At 64.4% G+C, this 19,435-nt stretch carries 21 protein-coding genes; 6 read left to right on the forward strand and 15 right to left on the reverse strand.

The annotated features are described in order from the left end of the window. Window positions 1-2: 2 nt before the first annotated feature. Window positions 3-929 (reverse strand): ABC transporter six-transmembrane domain-containing protein, encoded by a 927-nt coding sequence (locus tag BMY68_RS15965; RefSeq protein ID WP_175534847.1) that lies wholly within the window; start codon window positions 927-929, stop codon window positions 3-5. Between the two features lie 114 nt (window positions 930-1,043). On the opposite strand from BMY68_RS15965, the gene BMY68_RS15970 reads away from it, so the two are divergent. Both BMY68_RS15970 and BMY68_RS15975 read left to right on the forward strand, forming a co-directional pair. Further along, on the forward strand, window positions 1,044-1,619 hold the full coding sequence (locus tag BMY68_RS15970; protein ID WP_085532858.1) for a TetR/AcrR family transcriptional regulator: 576 nt from the start codon (window positions 1,044-1,046) through the stop codon (window positions 1,617-1,619). Between the two features lie 106 nt (window positions 1,620-1,725). Beyond that, on the forward strand, window positions 1,726-2,940 hold the full coding sequence (locus BMY68_RS15975; protein ID WP_009046165.1) for an aldose 1-epimerase family protein: 1,215 nt from the start codon (window positions 1,726-1,728) through the stop codon (window positions 2,938-2,940). Window positions 2,941-2,946: 6 nt separating this feature from the next. On the opposite strand, the gene BMY68_RS15980 is transcribed toward BMY68_RS15975, so the two are convergent. The 9 genes from BMY68_RS15980 to BMY68_RS16020 form a co-directional block, all read right to left on the reverse strand. Next, window positions 2,947-4,440 (reverse strand): YifB family Mg chelatase-like AAA ATPase, encoded by a 1,494-nt coding sequence (locus tag BMY68_RS15980; RefSeq protein WP_062824252.1) that lies wholly within the window; start codon window positions 4,438-4,440, stop codon window positions 2,947-2,949. 108 nt (window positions 4,441-4,548) lie between these two features. Beyond that, on the reverse strand, window positions 4,549-5,298 hold the full coding sequence (locus BMY68_RS15985; RefSeq protein WP_085532860.1) for a phosphocholine cytidylyltransferase family protein: 750 nt from the start codon (window positions 5,296-5,298) through the stop codon (window positions 4,549-4,551). Between the two features lie 6 nt (window positions 5,299-5,304). Next, entirely contained in the window at window positions 5,305-5,937 is a 633-nt protein-coding gene (locus BMY68_RS15990) for a gamma-glutamyl-gamma-aminobutyrate hydrolase family protein (RefSeq protein WP_085532862.1), read from the reverse strand. Continuing rightward, a complete protein-coding gene (locus tag BMY68_RS15995; protein ID WP_085532864.1) occupies window positions 5,934-8,336 on the reverse strand; it encodes a PEP/pyruvate-binding domain-containing protein in 2,403 nt (800 codons plus the stop codon). The genes BMY68_RS15990 and BMY68_RS15995 overlap by 4 nt, the downstream gene beginning before the upstream one ends. Further along, window positions 8,333-9,061: a formyltransferase family protein gene (locus BMY68_RS16000; protein WP_009046161.1), complete on the reverse strand. Its 729-nt coding sequence runs from the start codon at window positions 9,059-9,061 to the stop codon at window positions 8,333-8,335. Before BMY68_RS16000 ends, BMY68_RS15995 begins: the two co-directional genes overlap by 4 nt. Then, entirely contained in the window at window positions 9,058-9,630 is a 573-nt protein-coding gene (locus BMY68_RS16005) for a hypothetical protein (protein WP_062824257.1), read from the reverse strand. The genes BMY68_RS16000 and BMY68_RS16005 overlap by 4 nt, the downstream gene beginning before the upstream one ends. Then, window positions 9,624-10,151, reverse strand: a complete 528-nt coding sequence (locus BMY68_RS16010; protein ID WP_085532866.1) for an adenylyl-sulfate kinase — start codon at window positions 10,149-10,151, stop codon at window positions 9,624-9,626. Before BMY68_RS16010 ends, BMY68_RS16005 begins: the two co-directional genes overlap by 7 nt. 4 nt (window positions 10,152-10,155) lie before the next feature. Beyond that, entirely contained in the window at window positions 10,156-11,217 is a 1,062-nt protein-coding gene (locus BMY68_RS16015) for a CDP-glycerol glycerophosphotransferase family protein (protein ID WP_085532868.1), read from the reverse strand. A gap of 235 nt (window positions 11,218-11,452) precedes the next feature. After that, the gene (locus tag BMY68_RS16020; RefSeq protein ID WP_007926648.1) at window positions 11,453-11,713 is read right to left on the reverse strand and encodes an accessory factor UbiK family protein; all 261 of its coding nucleotides are present in this window, start codon (window positions 11,711-11,713) and stop codon (window positions 11,453-11,455) included. Between the two features lie 416 nt (window positions 11,714-12,129). On the opposite strand from BMY68_RS16020, the gene glnK reads away from it, so the two are divergent. From glnK to sutA, 4 genes are all read left to right on the forward strand, one after another. Beyond that, entirely contained in the window at window positions 12,130-12,468 is a 339-nt protein-coding gene (gene glnK, locus BMY68_RS16025; protein WP_002555808.1) for a P-II family nitrogen regulator, read from the forward strand. Between the two features lie 35 nt (window positions 12,469-12,503). Then, window positions 12,504-13,841, forward strand: a complete 1,338-nt coding sequence (locus BMY68_RS16030; protein ID WP_007926649.1) for an ammonium transporter — start codon at window positions 12,504-12,506, stop codon at window positions 13,839-13,841. A gap of 211 nt (window positions 13,842-14,052) precedes the next feature. Continuing rightward, window positions 14,053-14,478, forward strand: coding sequence for a secondary thiamine-phosphate synthase enzyme YjbQ (locus BMY68_RS16035; RefSeq protein WP_007926650.1), 426 nt, complete (start codon window positions 14,053-14,055; stop codon window positions 14,476-14,478). Window positions 14,479-14,580: 102 nt separating this feature from the next. Then, window positions 14,581-14,904: a transcriptional regulator SutA gene (sutA, locus tag BMY68_RS16040; RefSeq protein ID WP_007926654.1), complete on the forward strand. Its 324-nt coding sequence runs from the start codon at window positions 14,581-14,583 to the stop codon at window positions 14,902-14,904. Window positions 14,905-15,008: 104 nt separating this feature from the next. On the opposite strand, the gene BMY68_RS16045 is transcribed toward sutA, so the two are convergent. The 5 genes from BMY68_RS16045 to lysA are packed head-to-tail and all read right to left on the reverse strand — an operon-like array spanning window position 15,009 to window position 19,433. Continuing rightward, window positions 15,009-15,713, reverse strand: coding sequence for an HAD family hydrolase (locus BMY68_RS16045; RefSeq protein WP_085532870.1), 705 nt, complete (start codon window positions 15,711-15,713; stop codon window positions 15,009-15,011). Next, window positions 15,713-16,609 carry a tyrosine recombinase XerC gene (gene xerC, locus BMY68_RS16050; RefSeq protein ID WP_007926657.1) on the reverse strand — a complete coding sequence of 299 codons (897 nt, stop codon included), beginning with the start codon at window positions 16,607-16,609 and terminating at the stop codon, window positions 15,713-15,715. The genes BMY68_RS16045 and xerC overlap by 1 nt, the downstream gene beginning before the upstream one ends. A 2-nt stretch (window positions 16,610-16,611) precedes the next feature. After that, window positions 16,612-17,337, reverse strand: a complete 726-nt coding sequence (locus BMY68_RS16055) for a DUF484 family protein (RefSeq protein ID WP_085532872.1) — start codon at window positions 17,335-17,337, stop codon at window positions 16,612-16,614. 13 nt (window positions 17,338-17,350) lie between these two features. Then, on the reverse strand, window positions 17,351-18,181 hold the full coding sequence (gene dapF, locus BMY68_RS16060) for a diaminopimelate epimerase (RefSeq protein WP_085532874.1): 831 nt from the start codon (window positions 18,179-18,181) through the stop codon (window positions 17,351-17,353). A 4-nt stretch (window positions 18,182-18,185) separates the two neighbouring features. Next, window positions 18,186-19,433 carry a diaminopimelate decarboxylase gene (lysA, locus tag BMY68_RS16065; RefSeq protein ID WP_085532876.1) on the reverse strand — a complete coding sequence of 416 codons (1,248 nt, stop codon included), beginning with the start codon at window positions 19,431-19,433 and terminating at the stop codon, window positions 18,186-18,188. Between the last annotated feature and the right edge of the window lie 2 nt (window positions 19,434-19,435).

The raw sequence follows: 19,435 nt of genomic DNA on the forward strand, positions 1-19,435 counted from the left end.
TTTCAGCGGGGCTCGGCCGGTTCGGCGAGCCCCGGGTCCACCCGCTTGCCGATATCCCGCAGGCGCGCCAGTTGGTCGACCATGGTCGGCGCTTCATCCAGGCTGCTGACAAAGGTCCACAGGTAGGTCATCACCGCGTACACATGCCCGGCCTTGACCCCCTCGGTCAGCGCTAGCTGGCTGATGGCGATCACGAACAGCAGCGCGGCCGCCGAGCCAAGCAGCAGATAGGCCGCGGCCTCGCGGTCCGATAACCAGATCCGCAGCCGCGACAGTAGCCGGTAGTGCCGTTGCAGGGAGGTGGCGCCGACCTTGGCCACCAGGTCGATTTCCTTTTCCAGCCGGTCGTTGAGGCGCTCATGCAGCTCCTGATTGCGTCGGGCGAAGCGCGGCAGCAGGGTGACGCACAGCAGCAAGGCCACCAGGCAGGCCAAGCCGACCCAAGGTTCGATCACCAGCAGCATCACCGCCGCACCGACAATCGAGACCAGCGCGGTGGCGATGGTCGGTACGTGCTTCTCGAAGAAATCGACGAACTCCCGGGCCAGCACCACCCTTGCTGCGGCGGTGGAGGTGCTCTGGTTCTGCAGGCGCTGGTTGAGAATCACCGGCACCGCCAGGTCGGCGTAGATCCGCGTGAAGGTGCGGGTATCCACCGCCCGCCGCGCGGCCCCGACCACCCAGAACGCCAGCACCACCAGGGCGTAGACCAGGGCGCTGCCGGCGTCGCTGCGAATGATCGAGTCCACGGCGAACCCGGCAAACAGCGGGTAGGCCAACAGCAACGCGTTCTCCAGCGCCACCAGCGACAAGGTGCAGAACAGCTTGCCGGGGTAGGCGCGGGCGATGGCTTTCAGGGTCTGGCTGGCGGATTGCTGACCGATTTTTTTGCTTTCATCGATCAGGACTTGCGGGGTAACGGCTGGCATGAGTGCACCGGATGGAAGATAAACGCTATTATTGAGCGATCGCTCAATGGTATTTGAGCGACCGCTCAAAATGCAAGCGCCATCCATCCGCCGGCGCCCTGAGGTAATGCCCGCATGTCCCGTACCGACCGCAAAGACCAGATCATCGCCGCCGCCCTGGAGCTGTTTCTCAGCAAGGGCTTCGCCGCCGTTTCCACCCGCGACCTGGCGGACCACGCCGGCTTGTCCCGCAGCCATATCTATCACTATTTCAGCGATTGGAATGAATTGCGTCGTGAAGCCTTCGTGCGCTTCGCCAACGAGCAACTGGACGCCGTAGGCGCGCCCCTGGTTGGCTTGCCGCCGCTGGAGGCCCTGCATGGATTCCTGCGCGATTGCCTGCCGGTGTCTGCCGAAGACAGCTGGGCGCTGTGGCTCGATGCCTGGGATGAAGCCATGCACGACACCGCGCTGGCCGAGGCCTACCAGAGGGTGGATGAGCAGTGGCAGGCCCTGCTCGCCAGCATCATCGAAGCCGGCGTGCAGGCCCAGGTTTTCCAATGCGCATCACCCGCACGCGCAGCCCGGCAGATCTTCGCCCAGATCATGGGCCATGCCGACGGCCTGTTGCTGCGACCCTCGGCCGAGGCCGCCGCAGCGGCGATGGACGAGGTGATGGAAGTGGTTGAGCTGTTATTGAAGATTCGCTGAGCCCTGGAGGGGCGTTCGAGTGTGCCGGGCTGTTGCGGAAATTAGGTTGCTGAAACGTTTCATCAGCGCTATAAAAATCCCACAACTCCAATAAAGGCATACGCCCATGACTCCGCTCCGACTGCTGGTCGCTCTTTCCGCGTTCACTGCTGCTTCCCATGCCATGGCCTGGGACTATGTCCTGCTCGATACCGACAAGGCCGCCCAGGATTTCCATATCACCAGCCAACAGCTGGGAGTAAAGACCGAACAACCCTTTTCCGTGACCCTGCGCACCCTGCACGGCGGGCGGCAGGAAGGGGTAAGCATTGTCGACATCGACAACGGTGCGATGAAGCTCTCGGTGGTGCCGACCCGTGGCATGAACGTGCTGCAGGCCTCCGTCGGCAAGGTGCGCATGGGCTGGGATTCGCCGGTCAAGGAAGTGGTCAACCCGGCGTTCATCGAGCTTAACGGTCGCGGCGGCCTGGGCTGGCTGGAAGGTTTCAACGAACTGGTGACCCGCTGCGGCTATGAGTGGGTCGGGCACCCGGGGATGGATAACGGTGAGCTGCTGACCCTGCATGGTCGCGCGGCGAACATTCCGGCGAACAAGGTCACCCTGCATATCGACGAGAAGCCGCCATACGCCATCAGTCTGCGCGGCGAGCTCAAGGAGCAGGCGTTCAAGAAGGTCGATTTCTCGGTGGCCACCGAGCTGGTGACCGAGCCGGGCAGCGTCAGTTTCGCTCTCAACGACACCCTGACCAACAACGGCGACTATCCGAAGGAATACCAGGCGCTGTATCACAGCAACTTCAGCACGCCGTTCCTCGAAGAGGGGGCGAAGTTCGCCGCTGCGGTGAAGCAGGTGTCGCCGTTCAATGACAAGGCCAAGGCCGACCTTGCCGATTGGCAGACCTACCGCGGCCCGACCCGGGATTACGACGAGACTGTCTACAACGTGGTGCCGTACGCCGATGCCCAGGGCGACACCCTGACGGTGCTGCACAACAAGGCCGGCAGCCTCGGTGTGGCGGTGGGCTTCAATACCCGGCAGTTGCCGGTGTTCTCCCTGTGGAAAAACACCGATACCCAGGGCCAGGGCTACGTGACCGGCCTGGAACCGGGCACCAGTTTCTCCTACAACCGTCGCTACCAGCGTCCGCTGGGCCTGGTGCCGACCATCGAGGCCGGGCAGAGCAAGCAATTCCAGATCCACTACAGCCTGCTGGCCGACAAGGCGGCTGTGGATAAGTCCCTGGCCGAGATCAGCCAGATCCAGAACGGTCGGCAGACCGAAGTACGGCCGACGCCACTGGTGGACCTGAGCAAGGAGTGATTCTCCTCAACTCGCGGCCGGCCGGTATTGCAGCGCTTCGGCCAGGTGCTCGCGGCTGATCTGCTCGGCCTGCTCGAGGTCCGCCAGGGTACGGGCGACCTTGAGCAGGCGGTGGGCGGCGCGCAGGGACAGGGTCAGGCGTTCGCAGGCGATTTCCAGCCAGCGCTCGTCGGCTGTGGATAACTGGCAATGCCGGCGCAGGCCCGGCAGGTCGAGAAAAGCATTGGCGCAACCCTGGCGCCGTTGTTGCCGCTCCCTGGCGCGGGCCACCAGGGCCGCGGCTTGCGCGGTGTTATCCCCAGCCTGGGGCTTGGGGTTGAGGGCGGTGCTTTCCCGAGCCACGGTCAGGTGCAGGTCGATGCGGTCGAGCAGCGGCCCGGAGAGTTTGTTGCGATAACGCTGGATCTGCTCCGGCGTGCAGCGGCAGCGGCCACTGGGCTCGCCAAGATATCCACAGGGGCAAGGATTCATCGCCGCCACCAGCTGGAAACGCGCCGGAAAATGCACCCGGTCGCGAGCCCGGGCGATGACGATCTGCCCAGACTCCAGCGGCTCGCGCAGCACCTCCAATACCTTGCGATCGAATTCCGGCAACTCATCGAGAAACAGCACACCGTGGTGGGCCAGGGTGATTTCCCCGGGTTGTGGTTTCGAGCCTCCACCCACCAGGGCTGGCCCTGACGCAGAGTGGTGCGGCTGGCGAAACGGTCGCTGCGGCCAATGGCTCAGCGGAGTATGGCTGGTGACCGACTGGATGGCGGCCACTTCCAGGGCTTCCTGCTCCTCCAGCGGCGGCAACAGGCCGGGCAGGCGGCTGGCCAGCAAGGTCTTGCCGGTGCCCGGCGGACCACTGAACAGCAGGTTGTGCGCACCGGCTGCGGCCACCAGCAGCGCGCGTTTGGCGGCCAGCTGGCCCTGTACTTCATTCAGGTCGGGGTAGGGTCGGTTCTGGTAGAGCAGGCCGTCCGAAACATAGGGTTCGATCGGTGTATGGCCGTTGAAATGCGCAACGGCTTCCAGCAAGTGCTCGACGGCAATCACCTTCAGTCCCGACGCCAGGCAGGCTTCCTCGGCATTCGCGCGCGGCACCATCAGCGTGCGTCCGGCCTGGCGCGCGGCCAGGGCTGCCGGCAGCACACCGCGTACCGGACGAACCGCGCCGGAAAGCGCCAGCTCGCCCAGGCATTCGACTTCCTCCAGGGCCAGGGTCGGCACCTGCACGCTGGCGGCGAGAATGCCCAGGGCAATGGCCAGATCGAAGCGCCCGCCGTCCTTGGGCAGGTCGGCCGGGGCGAGGTTGAGGGTGATGCGCCGGGCTGGAAAATCGAAGCCGGCATTGAGAATGGCGCTGCGCACCCGGTCCTTGCTTTCCTTGACCGCCGCTTCGGGCAGGCCCACCAGGGTCAGGGCCGGCAGGCCGTTGGCCAGATGGACTTCGACCGACACGGCCGGCGCTTGCACGCCGGTCTGGGCACGGCTGTGGACAATGGCCAGAGACATGACTCGTTCCTTGAGGCTGGGAAACCGCGTCCTGCGGTTGTGCAAGCCTAGCCCCGGCCGGAGCATCGCCGCGCCGGAAAATCGGCTCAGGATGTTGCGGCGAGTGGCTCAGCCGCGCCAGTCGTGGGACCAGCCCGGTTGGGCGATGCGCTGTTCGTACAGGGCGATGTCCGACTGATTGTCGACTTCCACCCAACCGCCGCGAATGGCCACGGTGGCGATGGCGGTGCCGGCCTGGAGCAGGGCGCGCAACAGGCTGGTCATGTCCAGTTTGTCGATCTGCTGCTCGCTCATGTCGGCCAGCAGCGCCTGGACCTGGCTCCAGCCCGCGGGGGTGAATTTCAGCAGGCCCATGTACTGGCCTTCGATTTCCTCGTGGCTGGCGACCCTTTCACCGATACCCAGCAGTTGGCCGGCCTGTTGGCGGAAGCTTTCGGCATCGCTGAGGGGGTCGTCGAAGCGCGTCGACCACAGATCCCACCAGTCGAGGTCGTAGGTGATGCTCAGGGGCGCCTGGGAGGCCATCAGGTCACGAACGATGTCCGGGCGATAGACGATGTCGCCGTAGCACACCAGGGTCGGTTCGCTGGACAGCAGGGCGTCGGCGCGTAGCAGGCTGCGCACCATGTTGCTGCTGGCCCAATGCGGGTTGTACAGCCGGCTCTGGCCGTAGCCTTCAAGGGCTTCGCTGCAATAACCGCTGACCAGATGCACCTCGTCGACCCCAGCGTTTTCCAGGGCGTGCAACTGCCATTCGAGCAGCGGCTTGCCAGCCAGGCGGGCCAGGGGCTTGGGTTGCGCTGCGGTCAGGTGTTTCAGGCGGGAGCCGCGGCCGGCGGCGAGAATTACGGCTTTCATGTCAGGTCACTCAAAGAGCCATTGGCACAGCCGTCGATCGGCTTCGTCCAGCGCTGCTTCGCGCTCGGGATGCCACATGATGCCGGCCACCTTGAGGTGGGTATGCACCAGGGCCTCGCAGGTCCCGGCAGCGTCCAGGGCCCAGGGGCGCAGGGCGGCGGGCAACGGGTCGAGCAACTGTTTGCCGTGGAAGGAATTGACCGAGCGCGAAGCCGCCTGGCCTTGTAGCCAGGGCAGCTCGTCGGCGGCCAGCAAGGTGATGAGGTGGCGTTGCGCGACGTGCACGTCGCGATCGGCATCGGCCAGCCGGCCGCCGAAAAAGCTGTGGATCAGTTGCAACCCGCGGCAGACCCCCAGCACCGGCAGCCGCTCGGCCACGCAGTGGGCCAGCAGCGCCTGCTCGCTCTGATCGCGCAACGGGTCGCTGCCGAGATCGTCGCCGCCGCTGAAGATCACGCCTTGCACGCCCTGGGCCCGGGCATAGGCCACGGTGTCTTCGCCCAGGTTGGGCAGCAGCAGCCATTGGTGGCCGCAGCCGAGCTCGGCGAAAAAGCGGTACCAGTCCCTGGCCAGGCCATCGCGCGGTTCGTCGTAGGCCTGCGGGTTGCAGGTTCTCAGGGTGATGCCGAGACGTTTCATGGCTGCACCGGGCTCAGGGTCTTGTCGCGACAATTGAGGGCGATGCGCGGGCTGCGCAGGATCCGGTTGAACAGCTGTTCGCCGCAGCCGATGGCCGCCGGAATACCGAACTCGGCGCAGCGGATGGCCATGTGCGAGTTGGCCCCGCCGTATTGGGTGACCAGCCCGGCGATGCCGCGGGTGAAGACCCAATCGTAGCCGGGGTCGGCATTCTCGATGCAGACGATCTTGCCCTTGAGCGGCGCCGAGGCCGGGGTGTCCTGGCGCAGTTCCATGCCGATGGCTTCGACGTTCTGCCGGGTGATGAAGTTGGGCAGGCTGCGATGCAGCGGCGCGACGAACACATCGTCGACCGCGCTGATCAGGTGCCCGAGCTTCAGCGAGATGCCCTGTTCATAACTGCGCCGGGCCTGGCTGGCCGACTCCAGCAGGACCCGGTCGGTGTCATCCATCAGCGGCGCGGTGAGGCTGTCGAGCAGCGGGTGGATATCGAGAAAGGACAGGTCTTCCCTGGCCAGGCCGACGTCGGCGCCCCAGCTCACCAGCAATTGCAGGGCATCGGACAGGTCCCGGGTGAACACCAGCTTGGCGTATTCCCGGGCCTGGATGGCCTGGCTGGCGTAGTCCAGCAGGTGTTCGGTCGACAGCGGCCAGCCCTGCTCGTCAATCAGCCGTTGCAGGGCCTGGCGTTCTTCGGGTTGCAGCTGGAATGCCGTCTGCGGGCTCTCGCCGTGACCCAGCTCGACGGTCGCGGCAGCGAACAGGTCGTGGCGCTCGTCGTAGCGCAGTGAGGTGATGTCGTAGGTGCCGGGGCGCAGATGACCGAACTTGGCGACGAACGCCGGCAGGGTACGGGCATCGGCGCAGACCTGGGCGTATTCGCGCGTCAATTCGGTGGTGACGGTGTGGATCGATTGCTTCCAGGCCAGCAGGCGCTCGTTGCTCAGGGCGCCCCGGCGGCAGGCCGAACGCAGCAGGGCCTCGGCGATGAACGCATGCCGGGCGAGCATGGCGAACGGCAGCGTGCCTTGCTCGCGACAGTCCAGCAGCAGGCGGTGGATGCTGTCGAGGTCGGCCGGCAGGGCGTCGAGGCGCCGGCTTTGCTGCCGGCGCTCATGGGTGCGCACCCGATCGAGCAAGGGCGGCAGCGCACCGGCTCCCTCACCGCTCAGCGCCCGCAACGTCAGTTGGTCGAGGGCCGTGCGATAGGCCCGTTGTTCGACGGCGCTGAGGCTGTCGCTATAACGCTCGGCGAAGTCGGCATCGAAGGTGAAGTCCAGGCAGGTCTGGACGACTTCGAACTCGACCTTGTCGTGCCATTGCGGATGGGCCTGCAGGCGCTGCAGCCAGGCATTGACCAGGCGAGTGCACAACCCCGGTTCCAGGCCCGCCGGCAGGAATGAGTTGAAGCTGCAGCGCACGTCGATATACGGGTGATGGCCGAGCATCACCATCAGGGCCTGGTGTCGCGGGTGGTGGTAACCCATCAGGGCGCGGGCTTCGCGCCAGGTCGAATCCGTCACCAGGCGCCGATACAGCGAGGCCGCCAACGGGCGCGGGGTGGTGCCGATGATTTCCGCCGGATTCCAGTCAGGCATCACCCCCAGCAGGGTGCTATCGCCATACAGGCCGGCCTGGGGCGCCAGGCGTTTGGCCAGGAAGCGCTGGATGTGCTCCAGCTGGCGCGCCACCCGCCGTTCGGTGACCGGGTGCCAGGTGTTGCACAGGGTGATGCGCCGCACCTGCAGGACATAGACCTGCTGGTGGTGGTCGACGGCGAACTCGATGTCCAGCGGCACGTTACCGCAGAGCGTTTCCAGCTCCCGGCAGGCATCGATCACTGCCTGCAAGCGCGGGGAGCGCAGCTGGGCGCTCTCGGTGTCGCGGTACACCAGCACGGTTTTCTGGATGCCCTGGCCGCCGGTGATGGTATCGGTCAGGCCGCTCTCGTCGTCGTAGTTCACCACGTAATAAGGGGCGCCATGCTCCAGGTCGTGGGTCATCACCACGCCGCTCATCTGGATCGAGGTCAGCATCGGCTGGATCAGGATCTGGTTGTCCTCGCAGCGGTGCTCGGCAAAAGACGCGATCACCTGTTCGATGGCGACGCTCAAGGCCCGAGGGTCGGTGATACTGACATTCAGGCAACTGGTAAACAGGCCGGCCATGGAACTGTTGACGCTGTCTTCGTTCTGCGCGCTGCTGCGCACGATCACGAAAAAGCCGTCAGGCTCCAGCCGGGCAATGTTCTGCAGCACGTCAGCCGGATCGTCCCGCCATTGCCGGGCGGTGAAAAAGTACAGCGGCAGGATCTGCGAACGGGTGACCCGCGGCTGCAGGCGCTCCAGGGTTTCGGACTTGGTCCCGAAACGAACGATGTTTTCGGCGACCGGGTTCATGGCGCGTCCTTGTGTTTGTCCACCGCCAGCAGGGCCAGGTGTTTGAGCAACGGGTGAATGATGAAGTAAGGCGGCTTTTCGGCTTCGGCCGGCAGGGGCCGCAGGGCTTGGGCGCCTTCGCGTCGCCAGTGGCCGAGGACTTCCACCAGCAGGTCGGCGCGGATCGCATTGTCATACAGGTAGTCGACATCCATGCCCGGCGGGGGCAGGGGATAGGTCTTGCGCGCCAGCACCGGGCCGGTGTCGATCTGCTCGTCGAGCAGCAGGGCGCTGGCGGCGCATTCACGCTGCTCGATGATCTGGTAGTACAGGGTGGTGCTGCCGCGATAGTCCGGCAGCCAGCCGGAGTGGATATGCAGCACCGGGTAGCGACTCAGCAGGGCCGCCGGCACCAGTTGCCCGCCGTAGCCGGAGTAGACGACCAGGTCCGGCGCCTGGCGGGCGATCAGCGCGAGCAGTTGTGGATCGTCGAGAGCCTGGGCCGGGCACACCTCGTGGGGCCAGTCCAGGGCCGCCAGGCAGGTGTCGAGGTCCTGGCTCAGGTCCGGGCAGAACAGCTCTGCGAGAGGCTGTACCTGCAGCTCGCGGGTGGTCTGTAACGAGCCGCCGCCCTGACCGTAGACAATCACCGCTTCAGGTTCGATCCCGGCTGCCGCCAAGCCTTGCAGGTAGGCGACCGAGCGTGCGGTGCGGGCGCAGAGGATCAGCAGGCGAGCGCGGCTCATAGGCCGGCCTCCCGGGCGACTGTGGCCAGCACCTGTTGTTCCTGGGTCAGCAGCCAGGCCAGGTAGGCGCCCTGGTCCGGGGCGAGGCGGCCCTGCTGCGACACCAGGGTATCCGTCAGCTTGAGCAGGCCGCTGAGGTAGTAGGCCGCGCCGCTCGCCTGCCAGCCGTGCAGCATGCACTCGGCCAGCAGCAGGTAAGGCTGTACGGACCCATAGCTGCCATGGGGCAGCGGACGGTGCGGAGCCGCGGCTTCGTAGCCGGCATACAGGCGTTTGCTCACTTCGAATTTCTTCAGCAGGCGCGGCAGCCAGTAGGCCGCCAGAGGGCCGGAGACGCCCGCGCCCGCGCGCATTTCCAGGCACAGGTGGCCCAGCAGCGCCGTGCTGTCCCCGGCGTGCGCCGGGCCTTGCGGATACAGCGCAGGCAAGGCTGGCGCCGGCAGGTGGGCGCATGCAGCCAGGCGCGAGGCGCGCCAGGCGTCGACGAAGGCTTCACCCTGGAAACTGCTGTAGCGATAGGTCTGCGGGGTTTCCAGCAGGTCCCCGTCGCTGTAGGCGTAGTTCAGCATGCTGGTGGATACCCACAGAGCTGGCGAATGCGTTCCACATAGCCCGGGATGTCGTCGGGCTCGTGACGGTTATGCAGCACCAGGTCCGGGCGTTGCGGCGGCGGGTACTCGATGTCCACGCCCACCACGTTGCTCTGTTCGCCTCGCAGGGCGGACTGGTAAAGCCCCTTGTTGTCACGGCTGATCAGGGTGCTCAGCGGCACATCGACGAACACTTCACGGTAGCTGGAGAAACGCTGACGGTTGTCGTCGCTGATGTCCTGGAACATCGACAGGATGCAGCAGACCACATCGATGCCCTGGCTATCGAGCCAGCCGCACAGGGCCTGGATCCGCTCGGCGTTGACCCGGCGTCCGGCGACGCTGTAGGCGTCCGCTTGCTGGTCATGGCGGAACAGCGCGCGAATCTCGTCGCCGTCGACGAACACGGTCTGCGGCCGTTGCGCTTTCAGGCTGGCATACAGGGCCCGGCCAATCGTGGTTTTGCCCGCGCCCGACATGCCGACCAGCCAGATCACCATGCTTTCACCCCTGCTTGAGTATGTTTTCGATGTTGCGCAGCGCCAGCACCGCCAGCTCCGCCGAGAAACCATAGCTGGGGGCGAAGTAATGGCGACGCAGGCGCTGACGGACCGCGGCCTGCCGTTGCCAGAGGCTCTCGTCCCCCAGCAGGTCGGCCAGTTGCCAGCGCGCCTCGGGGTCGAGGTTGACGATGTCGTTGCGCAGCAGCACATCGGGCGATTCCTCGCCGGTCAGCGCGTCCTGCTCGGCGTCCGGTACGTTCAACAGCAGCAGGTTCTTGTCCAGGTACAGGGCGCCGAACGCGGTTCCGCCGTAGTCCGAAACCACATAGTCGGCGCAACGGAACAGGCTGAGGTTGTCGTAGACGCGGGTAATCACCGCAGTGAACGCGTATTGCTCGAGCAGTTTCAGCGCCTCGGGATCGGTTTCAAGCGACAGCGGATGGGTCTTTACGATGACGTTGTAGCGATCGCACAACCCGGCCATGGCGTCGGCGAAGCGGCTGATCGACGACAGCTCCAGCCAGGTCGGCAGCCACAGCACGGTCTTTTTCGTCGGGTCCAGGGCCAGGTCCGCCGGATGCTGGCCTTGCAGCGAGGTTTCGCGGAAATAAGCGTCGTAGCGCGGGTAGCCCATCTGGAAGGTCACGGCATCGCAGCATTCGCGCAGGCGCTCGGCCTGCCAGGGGCCGAAGCACAGGATCAGGTCGTAATGCCGGTTCCAGCTGGAGAAGTTGTGTTTGTACTTGCCCAGGGCGTACATGAAGCGCACCTGTCGATGGCCCAGCGCCTTGATCATCGGCTGCGAGCCGTGGTCGTACATGCTGTGGTTGGAGACCACCACGTCATAGCGGTGATTGGCCTTGATCACATCCAGGCTGCCGTGACAGCTGTAACCGAGGCCGCCGATGAGTTCGCGGCTTTGCGCGCGCTCTTCATGGGTGCCATGCAGGACCACATCGAAAGCGTCGGCCCCGAGCAGGCTCCAGACCGCCTGATAGTGATTGAGCATCTCGGCGGTATGAACGAAGAAGGCCAAGCGGCTGAAGGGTTTTGGCGCGGTCATAGGGCTACCTGGTGCACAACAAAGAATAAGTCGAGGCAAGCGTTGGCGTTGCTTGGCGGTGTCGTAGGGCATGGCTCGCCCAGAGGGTGGCCAGGATCGCAAACGCTGGACATGTTATCGGCGGAGCAGGCGGGAAATGAACGGGCAGGGCGGAAAATCTTTACTGGCGGGGCCGGCTCGACCGGCGGCAGGCACTGCACGATCGAGCCTATGCACAAGGGCGCGGTCGAGGTGGTTATTGCTCGCTCGGGTTGAGCTTGGCTTCCAGCTCGGCGACCTTCGCCTCCAGGCTTTCCAGGCGGGCCCGGGTACGGGCCAGGACGACCATCTGGCTGTCGAATTCTTCCCGGCTGACCAGGTCCAGCTTGCTGAAGCCGCTTTGCAGCAGGGCCTTGAACTGGCTTTCGATTTCGGCGCGGGGCAGTGGGGTATCGCCGCTGAACAGGCGGGCGGCATGGCCGCTCAGGGCATCGAGGAGGTCTTTGGGCGCGAGCATGGGAAGTGTCCTGAAAACAATGGCGGGCAGTGTATCACGCACTGTCTATAGTCAATTGGCAGGCGGGGATGCACGCTTTTCGCGCATCGCGCCGGGCAGTGGCGCACCGTTGTTGTGCGTATCCGTGGCGATGATGGCGAAGTGGTTTCTGTCGTGGCGGCCAAGGGACTGAAATCAGTGGGTTTTCGCGAGATGGCAAGGTTTCTGCTTAGTCCCCGATGACCCATGCACTGATGCAGTCGCTGTGACGAATGCAGTGCGGCAGGCGGAGCGGGGAAGTGTTTCGTCAGCAGCGGTTAGCTGGCGTCGGTCTGGTCGAGGAAGGCCGACGATGCGTTACAAAGCCAGGCACTGCGCTTAGACTTGAGTCGGGTTTGTTTTCCTGGGGCAAGTCCACCAATTCGGGAGAAAGTTTCATGAAGCTAGTCACTGCCATCATCAAGCCGTTCAAGTTGGACGACGTGCGCGAGTCGCTGTCCGAGATCGGCGTGCAGGGCATTACCGTTACTGAGGTCAAAGGCTTCGGCCGGCAGAAGGGGCACACCGAGCTGTATCGCGGCGCGGAGTACGTAGTCGACTTCCTGCCCAAGGTGAAGATCGACGTCGCCATCGACGACAAGGATCTTGATCGGGTCATCGAGGCGATAACCAAGGCCGCCAACACCGGCAAGATCGGTGACGGCAAGATCTTCGTGGTCAATCTGGAACAGGCTATTCGCATCCGTACCGGCGAAACCGATACCGACGCCATCTAAGCCGCCCCAAACCCAACGCCCCAGGAGAAAACAATATGACTCTGCGTAAAATCGCAGGGCTAGGAGCCCTGTTGTCCCTCGTAATGCCTGGCCTGGCCATGGCGGCGGACGAAGTGGCAGCCCCAGTCCTCAATTCCGGCGACACCGCCTGGATGCTGACCTCGACGGCCCTGGTGCTGTTCATGACCATTCCCGGCCTGGCGCTGTTCTACGGCGGCATGGTGCGCTCGAAAAACATTCTTTCCGTGATGATGCAATGCTTCGCCATTACCGGTCTGATCAGCATCCTGTGGGTCATTTATGGCTACAGCATTGCGTTCGACACCACCGGCATGGAGCAGGGCGTCGTCAACTTCAACTCCTTCGTCGGCGGCCTGGGCAAGGCCTTCCTGGCCGGCGTCACCCCGGCGAGCCTGACCGGCCCGGCGGCGCTGTTCCCCGAGGCGGTGTTCATCACCTTCCAGATGACCTTCGCCATCATCACCCCGGCGCTGATCGTCGGTGCCTTCGCCGAGCGGATGAAGTTCTCCGCCATGCTGATCTTCATGGCCATCTGGTTCACCCTGGTCTACGCGCCGATCGCGCACATGGTCTGGTCCGGCAACGGCGGCCTGATGTGGGACTGGGGCGTACTGGACTTTGCCGGCGGCACCGTGGTGCACATCAATGCCGGTATCGCCGGCCTGGTGGCCTGCCTGGTGCTGGGCAAGCGTAAAGGCTTCCCGACCACCCCGATGGCGCCGCACAACCTGGGTTACACCCTGATGGGCGCGGCCATGCTGTGGATCGGCTGGTTCGGCTTCAACGCCGGTTCCGCCGCCGCCGCCAACGGCACCGCCGGCATGGCGATGCTGGTAACCCAGATCGCCACCGCCGCCGCGGCGTTGGGCTGGATGTTCGCCGAATGGCTGACCCACGGTAAGCCAAGCGCCTTGGGCATCGCCTCGGGTGTGGTTGCCGGCCTGGTGGCGATCACGCCTGCCGCTGGCACTGTAGGCCCGATGGGCGCCCTGGTGATCGGCCTGGCAGCGGGCGTGGTGTGCTTCTTCTGCGCCACCACCCTGAAACGCAAGCTGGGCTACGACGACTCCCTGGACGCCTTCGGCGTGCACGGTATCGGCGGCATCCTCGGCGCGATCCTCACCGGCGTGTTCGCTGCGCCATCGCTGGGCGGCTTCGGCACCGTGACCGACATCGCCGCGCAAGTGTGGATCCAGTGCAAAGGCGTGGGCTTCACGGTGATCTACACCGCGATCGTGACCTTCATCATCCTCAAGGTGCTGGATGTGGTCATCGGGCTGCGTGTCACCGAGGAAGAAGAGTCGGTCGGCCTCGACCTGGCGCAACACAACGAGCGCGGTTACAACCTGTAATCTCGCCTGAAAAAAATGCCCGGCTTGCCGGGCATTTTTTTGTCTGCGTTTTGTCATTGAGAGACAGCTGAAAGGTTTTTTCCAGAGCGTGTCAGCCAGTTTGATGACTGCTTTTTTTTCGGGTCAATGACTTACAGCATTGGAGGAATATTCGGCACTTTGTTTTTTCCCAGAGCGCGCTAGAATGCGCGCCGAATGTGCGGAGAACTGTATGTGGCAACAGACTCTGATTACCCTGCGGGCAAGGCCCCGGGGCTTTCATCTGGTAACGGACGAGTTGCTCGCCGGCCTGCCTGAACTGAAGGCATGTCGGGTCGGTCTGTTGCATTTGTGGCTGCAGCATACCTCGGCCTCGTTGACCATCAACGAGAATGCCGACCCTGCGGTTCGTCGTGACTTCGAGCGTTTCTTCAACTCCCTGGTGCCTCAAGGCATGGCCGGGTATGAACATGACGACGAAGGGCCCGATGATCTGCCGGCGCACTTCAAGGCCAGTTTGCTAGGCTGTCAATTGAGCTTGCCGGTCTCGGCGGGTCGCTTGGCGTTAGGCAGCTGGCAAGGCGTTTATCTGGGCGAGCATCGCGATCATGGCGGTGCCCGCAAAGTCCTTGCCACCTTGCACGGTGATAAGGCATAAGCCGCTGGTTATCAGTGGATGTTGATTTTTTTCCAGCGGCCTTCGACAGTCGGCTCAGCTGGGCTATAACTAATCTGCTTTTCGCAAGTCATGAGGTAGAACATGAGCGACGATGATCTGGAAAACGACGACCTCGAAGTAGGCGACGAAGACGAAACCGAAGAAGGTCTTGAAGCGGCCGCCGACGATGTGGCGGAAGACGACGGCAGTGATGTTCCTGCCCCGACCGCCAAAGGCAAGGCCAAGGCTGCCGTCTCGGTAGACGAGCTGCCGAGTGTCGAAGCCAAGAACAAAGAGCGTGATGCACTGGCGCGCGCCATGGAGGAGTTCCTGGCCCGTGGCGGTAAAGTGCAGGAAGTCGAGGCCAATGTGGTTGCCGATCCGCCCAAGAAGCCTGATAACAAGTACGGTAGCCGGCCTATCTGAGCGCCTGCCACTTGCTTGCTGAAAAAGCCCGCCGTCGCTGCGGGCTTTTTCATGGGCGTTTGTTGGCGAGAGTGCGGTGTTGCAGTGATTGCGACAGCGTCCGATCAGGCGCCGTTGTGCCAGCGCGCCAGCAGTTTTGGCAGCTCGGTCAGGCTGCGGATTTCCGCATCCGGCAACCGGTCCGCCTCCCAGGCTTTGCCGGCCGGGTTGAACCAGATGGCCCGCAGGCCGGCCTGCTGCGCCCCGGCGATGTCGTCGCCCGGGTGGTCGCCGATGTGCACGGCGGTGTCCGGCGTGGCATCGCCCCGTTGCAGGGCCTCGTGAAACAGCCGTGCATCGGGCTTGGCGATGCCGATGTCTTCGGCGCACAGGGCGAACTTGAAATAATCCGCCAGCCCCAGGCGGCGCACGTCGGCGTTGCCATTGGTGACCACGCCCAGCGCGAAGTGGTTGGCCAGCGCCTCCAGGGTCGGCAGCACCTCGGGAAAGATATCCAGCTGGTGTCGCGCATGCAGGAACACTTCAAAACTCTGGTCGGCCAGGGCATTGGCCTGGCCCTGGTCGTAGCCGGCTTCCTCCAGCGCATGAAACAGCACCCGCCGGCGCAGCGCGCTGATGCGGTACTTGAGCCCCGGCTCGTTGTTCAGCACCCGCTCACGGATGGCCCAGAGATGCTCCACCGGTACGCCGCCCAGCTGCGGGGCATGGTCGGTCAGCCACTGGCGCAGCACGGCTTCGGCGCTGACGATCACGGGCGCGGTATCCCACAGCGTGTCGTCGAGGTCGAAGGTGATCAGCTTGATCGTCATTACTCACCGCCTTTGTTGCGTTTGGCCCGTGGGTGGGCGCTGTCGTAGACCGCTGCCAGGTGCTGGAAGTCCAGGTGGGTATAGATCTGGGTGGTCTTGATATCCGAGTGCCCCAGCAGTTCCTGTACCGCGCGCAGGTCCTGGGAGGATTCCAGCATGTGGCTGGCGAAGGAGTGTCGCAGCATATGCGGATGCAGGTTCTGTCCCAGCTCGCGCTCGCCGGCGGCCTTGACCCGCAGCTGGATCGCCCGGGGGCCCAGGCGCCGGCCTTGCTGGCTGACGAACACCGCGTCGTCCGGCGGATTGCTCAGCGCCCGCAGCGGCAGCCACAGCTGCAGCGCCTCGCGGGCCTTCTTGCCAATCGGCAGGACCCGGGTCTTGCTGCCTTTGCCGTGGACCTGCACCAGGCCATCGGCCAGGTCCAATTGTTCGAGGTCGAGGCTGGTCAGCTCCGACAGGCGCAGCCCGGAGGAATAGAACAGCTCGAGAATCGCCTGGTCGCGGTGCGCGAGGAAATCATCCTCCACCGCGCCATCGAGCAATTGCAGGGCGCGATCGGTGTCCAGGGTCTTGGGCAGGCGGCGCTCGCCCTTGGGCGGCGCCAGGCCGTTGGCCGGGTCGTGATTGCACAGGCCTTCGCGATTCAGATAGTGATACAGGCCCCGTACGGCGGAGAGCAGGCGCGCCAGGCTGCGAGAGGACTGGCCCTGCTGGTGCAGGCGCGCAATCATGCTGCGCAGGCCCTGGATGTCCAGGTCGGACCAGCTGCAAACCTGCTGCTTGGCGCAGAAGGCCAGCACTTTTTCCAGGTCGCGGCGGTAGGCTTGCAGCGTATGGGGCGACACTTGGCGCTCACTGCGCAGGTGCTCGCAGTAGGCGTCCAGTTGTCGTTCCATGGTCAGCGAACCGAGCGTAGCGAGTGAGTGAAGCGCGGCAGCACGCGGCCCATGACTTCGGCGATATAGCTGAGGAACAGCGTCCCCACCGAGCTTTTGTAGTGCTGCGGGTCGCGACTGGCGATGGCCAGCACGCCGTGAATGCCCTGATGGGCGATGGCGACCACGGCGCTCGAGCCGATCTGCAGGCGCTGCTCTTCGCCGAACAGGAAGTCCAGCTCATGCTCGCGCAGGCTGCCGCTGACGCTCTTGCCTTCGGTCAGCAAGCCGCCGATAGCGGTCTGGGCATCGGCCGCGGTGACCCAGCGGCCCACCGGCATGGCACTGTCACTGAACAGGATCAGGCTCACGAAAGGCACCTGGAAGTCCTGGCGCAGGCTGTCTTCGACGCTCATCACCACGTCTTCCAGGCTGTTGGCATCCATCAGCGCGAGAATCAGGCGCCGGGTCTTCTCGAAGAGCCGGTCGTTGTCCCGGGCCACGTCCATCAACTGCGAAAGCCGGTGGCGCATCTCGATGTTGCGTTCGCGCAGGATCTTCATCTGCCGCTCCACCAGCGAGATGGTGTCACCGCGCTGATGGGGAATGCGCAACGCCGGGAGCAGTTCTTCATGCTCGACGAAGAAGTCCGGATGAGCCTCCAGGTACGCGGCGATCGCCGCCGCCTCAAGGTTTTCGGCAGGAGATTCGTCGGGCTTTTCGGCTGGAACCTGAGGCTGATCAGTCATGGTTTTCGCTCATTCAAAGACGCACCTGTCCTTCGTATACGCGCACTGCCGGGCCGGTCATCTTCACCGGTTGGCCAGGGCCTGCCCATTCGATGGACAGGCGCCCGCCCGGCAGGTCGATCAATAGCGGCGAATCCATCCACCCCTGGCTGATCGCGGCCACTGCGGCAGCGCAGGCGCCGGTACCGCAGGCCTGGGTTTCCCCGGCGCCACGTTCCCAGACCCGCAGCTGCGCGCGCTGACGGTCGATGACCTGGATGAAGCCGACATTGACCCGGGCCGGGAAGCGCGGGTGATGTTCGATCTTCGGCCCCAGCTCATGCACCGGCGCGCTGTTGATGTCGTTGACCCGCAGTACCGCATGGGGGTTGCCCATGGACACCGCGGCCAGCTCGACGCTCTGGCCATCGACTTCGACCTGGTAACTCAGGGCTTGGGCCGGCGCCACGAACGGAATCTGCTCGGGCACCAGGCGCGGCGCGCCCATGTCGACGCTGATCTGACCGTCGTTGCGCACATCCAGTTCGATGATGCCGCTTTTGGTCTCGACGCGGATCTGGCGCTTGGTGGTCAGGCGCTTGTCCAGCACGAAACGGGCGAAACAGCGCGCACCGTTGCCGCATTGCTCCACTTCGGAGCCGTCGGAATTGAAGATCCGGTAGCGGAAATCCACGTCCGGATTACTCGGCGCCTCGACGATCAGCAACTGGTCGAAACCGACTCCGGTGTTGCGATCGCCCCATTGCTTGGCATGTTTGGGCAGGATGTGCGCGTGCTGGCTGACCAGGTCGAGGACCATGAAGTCATTGCCCAGGCCGTGCATCTTGGTAAAACGCAGCAGCATGGTTCTACTCCGGCAGCAGGCTTTCGCCAGCAAACAACTCGGCTACCGTCTCGCGGCGACGCACTTCAACAGCCTGTTCACCATCGACCAGCACTTCAGCAGCACGACCGCGGGTGTTGTAGTTGGAGCTCATGACGAAACCGTAGGCACCGGCCGAATGCACGGCCAGCAGGTCGCCTTCTTCCAGGGCCAGCTGACGTTCCTTGGCCAGGAAGTCGCCGGTTTCGCAGATCGGGCCGACGATGTCGTAGGTACGTGCCTGGCCATCGCGCGGGCGTACGGCGCTGACGTCCATCCAGGCCTGGTACAGGGCCGGGCGGATCAGGTCGTTCATGGCCGCGTCGACGATGGCGAAGTCCTTGTGTTCGGTGTGCTTGAGGTACTCGACCCGGGTCAGCAGTACCCCGGCGTTGGCGACGATGAAACGGCCGGGTTCGAAGACCAGCTCCAGGTCGCGGCCATCGAGGCGTTCGCGCACGGCCTTGACGTAGTCGGCGGCCAGCGGTGGCTCTTCATCGCGATAACGCACGCCCAGGCCGCCACCGAGGTCGATGTGGCGCAGGTAGATGCCGCAATCGCCCAGGCGGTCGACCAGGTCCAGCAGACGGTCGAGGGCATCGATGAAGGGGGCCAGGGTGGTCAGTTGCGAGCCGATATGGCAATCGACGCCGACCACTTCCAGGTTCGGCAGCTGTGCCGCGCGGATGTACACGTCTTCGGCATCGGCGATGGCGATACCGAACTTGTTTTCCTTCAGGCCGGTGGAAATGTACGGGTGGGTACCAGCATCGACATCCGGGTTGACCCGCAGCGAAACCGGCGCGCGAACGTTCAGTTCGGCGGCAACCTGTTGCAGGCGTTCCAGCTCGTCGCTGGACTCGACGTTGAAGCAGTGCACGCCGACTTCCAGGGCGCGACGCATGTCGTCACGGGTCTTGCCGACACCGGAGAAGACAATCTTGTCGGCCGCGCCGCCAGCGGCCAGGACGCGTTCCAGCTCGCCCCGGGAGACGATGTCGAAACCGGCGCCCAGACGCGCCAGGACATTCAGTACACCCAGGTTGGAGTTGGCCTTTACCGCAAAGCAGACCAGGTGCGGCATGCCGGCGAGGGCATCGGCGTACGCGCGGTACTGCGCTTCGATATGCGCTCGGGAATAGACGTAGGTCGGCGTGCCAAAGCGCTCGGCAATGGCGGACAACGCTACACCTTCCGCGAACAGCTGCCCGCCGCGGTAGTTAAAAGCGTCCATGG

This window comes from Pseudomonas sp. NFACC41-3 (assembly GCF_900109505.1).
In the GTDB taxonomy this organism is placed as follows: Bacteria; Pseudomonadota; Gammaproteobacteria; order Pseudomonadales; family Pseudomonadaceae; genus Aquipseudomonas; species Aquipseudomonas chlororaphis.